Annotated in this window: 2 rRNA genes; both read right to left on the bottom strand. The window is 46.6% G+C overall.

Going from position 1 to position 397, the window contains the following annotated elements:
• Positions 1–100 (bottom strand): 23S ribosomal RNA (locus JKP73_RS22130); the annotation flags it as partial.
• 194 nt (positions 101–294) lie between these two features.
• Positions 295–397, bottom strand: a 16S ribosomal RNA gene (locus tag JKP73_RS22125); the annotation flags it as partial.

Raw genomic sequence — 397 nt, 5'->3', positions numbered from 1 at the left:
CATGTCTACTTACGACTCCCCGAGACATATCGGTGTTAGTCCCGTCCTTCTTCGGCTCCTAGTGCCAAGGCATCCACCGTGCGCCCTTATTCACTTAACTAGCTATTCAATGAATAAGCGTACTTCTTTATCGCCTTAAACTTTTGGTTTGTTTGATGTCGTTGTTACTCTTATTTAGTTTTCAAAGTACAAACTTTCGAGAGATTTACTCTCTCAAAACTGAACCAAACAACCACGTATGCCCTTCCCGAAGATCCCGCAAGGGATGCTTCAGGGTTCCGTAATAATCCTTAGAAAGGAGGTGATCCAGCCGCACCTTCCGATACGGCTACCTTGTTACGACTTCACCCCAATCATTGGTCCCACCTTCGGCGGCTGGCTCCAAAAGGTTACCTCA

The sequence above is a fragment of the Virgibacillus salexigens genome (genome assembly GCF_014905415.1).
GTDB classification, from domain to species: domain Bacteria; phylum Bacillota; class Bacilli; order Bacillales; family Amphibacillaceae; genus Virgibacillus; species Virgibacillus salexigens.
This window is presented reverse-complemented; position numbering and strand designations above follow the sequence as displayed.